The following is a 2,480-nucleotide window of genomic DNA, read 5'->3' on the forward strand; positions in this document are numbered from 1 at the left end:
CCGTCGGGACGGGAGATCCGAGCTTCGGCCACCCCCGGCACCGCCGACGCCTTCGCCACCGCGTCCCCCGCCGCCACCACCGAAGTGGAACTCGCGGTGAGGAACCGCAGCGACGCACAAGCCCGCCGGGACGCCCGCAGGTCCGGCGGCAGACCCAGCACCGCGGAAACCTGCGCCGCCACCAGGTCGACGCCGGTCGCCGCGCGGACCAGCTCCGGGATCATCCCGCCCGCCGGGCGCGGGTTGACCTCCATCAACCGCGGTCCGGACGGCGTCAGCCGGATCTCGACGTGCGCCGCGCCGAAGCCCAGGCCCAGCGCGGTCACCGCCGCCCGGGCCGTGTCGATCAGCGCCGTCTCGTCGGCCGGGGGCAGCGCCGCCGGGACGTCGTGGCCGACCTCGACGAAGAACGGCGCCGGCCCGAGGTGCTTGCGGACCACCGCCACCACGACGTCGCCGAACAGCTCCACCGAGTACTCCGGCCCGCTCGCGTACGGCTCCACCAGCACCTGCGCCGGCACCGGCAGGCCGCGTTCGTTGTGCGTCACCGAAAGCAGCGCCGCCGCCTGGGAGGCGACCGCCTCCGGTGTCTCGCACCGCAGCACGCCGACGCTGCCCGAGCCCTCGGCCGGCTTCAGCACCACCGGGAACTCCGTCGCCGCCGCGACCGCCTCGGAAACCGAAGTCGCCACCGTGCACGGCGCCCCGAGCACCGCCCGCTGGTGCGCCTTGCTCCGGCAGTCCGCCACGGCGACCGGGTCCGGTCCCGGCAGGCCGAGCTTCGCCGCGACCCGCGCGGCGACCGGGATGAAGTACTCGGAGCTGGTGGTCACGCCCGCGGGCTCGCCGACGTCCGAAGCCAGCACCGCGCACGCGTCCGCCGTGTCGCACTCGACGACGCGGACGCCGTCCTCGGCCGCGTACGGGTACCGGGCCGGGTCGGCCGCGGCCAGCACCGGCTCGAACCCCAGCGAACGGGCTTGGCGCGCGAAGAGCCGCCCGGTGCCGGTCGTGTTGCTCTCGACGAGCAGCAGCGTGCGCATCACGACACGGCGGCGAGCGAGCGCCGGCCCCAGTTCAGCCACGTCCACGAGCCACCGGGCTCGGTCGGCGTGACGACTTCGTACGGCTCGGCCGCCCCCGCGTGCGCCAGCCCCTGCGCGCGCAGCCACTCGTCGGAGTAGACGGTGTCCTGGTAGCGGTACCCCTCGTCCGGCAGCAGCGCGACGACCGTGGCGTCCGGGTTCCGGCGCGCGAACCAGTCCGCCACCTTGAACGACGCGCCGCTGGTCGGGCCCATGAACAGGCAGTGGCGCGCGTACAGCTCCCGCGTCGCGGCGAACGCCTCGGCCGCGCCGATCCAGTGCACCTGGTCGTAGCCGGAGTGGTCGACGTTCGGCGGGACCAGGCTGTTGCCGAGCCCGCGCAGGACGCGCGGCCCGTCCGGCTGGCCGAAGATGGCACTGCGCTGGGTGTCGACGCCGATCAGCGTCAGCTCCGGGACGAGCATCCGCAGGAACGAACTCGTGCCGGACGTCGATCCGCCGGAGCCGACCGCGCCGACCAGGCAGTCCGGCACCCCGATCGTCTCGGCGAGCTGCTCGGCCACGAGCGCGTAGGACCGCGGGTTGTCCGGATTGCTGTACTGGCCCGGCACCCAGTGGTTCGGGTACTCCGCGCGCAGCTCCTCGAGCCGGTCCAGCCGCGCGCGCTGGTACCCGCCGACCGGGCTGGGCTTCGGGCAGATCTCGACGCGGGCGCCGAGGTGCTCGAGGCGGCGCTTGAGCGGCGCGTCGATCGCCGGGTCGCCGACAATCGTGAGCGGGTAGCCGCGCAGCCGGCAGACCATGGCGAGGCCGAGGCCGAAGGTGCCCGACGACGTCTCGAGCACGGTCGTGCCCGGGCCGACTTCGCCGCGCTCCTCCGCGCGGTCGAGCATGAACCGGGCGGGCAGCAGCTTCATCAGGCCGAACGCGGCGACGTGGAAGTTGGGCCGGACGCGGATGATCCGGGGCAGCTCGGTCGCCTCCACGACGGACCGGCTGACAGCGGGGGCGGCAAGGGTCATCGGACTCACCTCTCGGTTTCGAACTGCCAGGTTTCGGTCACGTCGAGCCGCGCCGCGGCGAACTCCAGCCGCGCCGGGGTTTCGGCGTCGGCCGCGTCGAAGATCAGCCCCGCGACGTCGCCGCTGTGGGCGACCTGCACGCCGGTGGCCCCGGCGGCGCGGGCGACCGCGAGGATGTCGTCCAGGCCGGGGACGGGCAGGTGGCGCTGGTTGAGCAGGGTGCTGGCGGTGGCGACGCGGCCGAGCAGGCCCGCGTCGCCGTCGGCAACGGCCCGGCGCAGCAGGCCGCGCAGCGGGCGGAACGCCTCGATCTCCCACGACGTGTAGCGCGCGGGCGTGAGTTCGAGGGTGTCGACGCCGCGCCCGCCCGGGCTGGTGCCGAAACCCAGTACGGCCAACGGCATCAGCTCGC

The 2,480-nt window shown here is 74.7% G+C and carries 2 protein-coding genes and 1 pseudogene; all 3 read right to left on the reverse strand.

What is annotated here, in order from left to right; genetic code table 11:
- Nucleotides 1-1,043: ATP-grasp domain-containing protein (locus G3I65_RS53125; RefSeq protein WP_160703865.1), on the reverse strand; the 1,043-nt coding region annotated here is incomplete at its 3' end.
- Nucleotides 1,043-2,068 (reverse strand): pyridoxal-phosphate dependent enzyme, encoded by a 1,026-nt coding sequence (locus G3I65_RS53130; RefSeq protein WP_160703867.1) that lies wholly within the window; start codon nt 2,066-2,068, stop codon nt 1,043-1,045. The genes G3I65_RS53125 and G3I65_RS53130, both read right to left, overlap by 1 nt.
- 5 nt (nt 2,069-2,073) lie before the next feature.
- Nucleotides 2,074-2,480: pseudogene (locus tag G3I65_RS53135) on the reverse strand (kinase); the annotation flags it as partial.

This window comes from Amycolatopsis sp. SID8362, assembly GCF_010550475.1.
GTDB lineage: Bacteria > Actinomycetota > Actinomycetes > Mycobacteriales > Pseudonocardiaceae > Amycolatopsis > Amycolatopsis eburnea.

Bases quoted from the DNA above. Each gene is read 5' to 3' on its own strand.
- G3I65_RS53130 (WP_160703867.1), bottom strand. From the start codon at position 2,068: ATGACCCTTGCCGCCCCCGCTGTCAGCCGGTCCGTCGTGGAGGCGACC.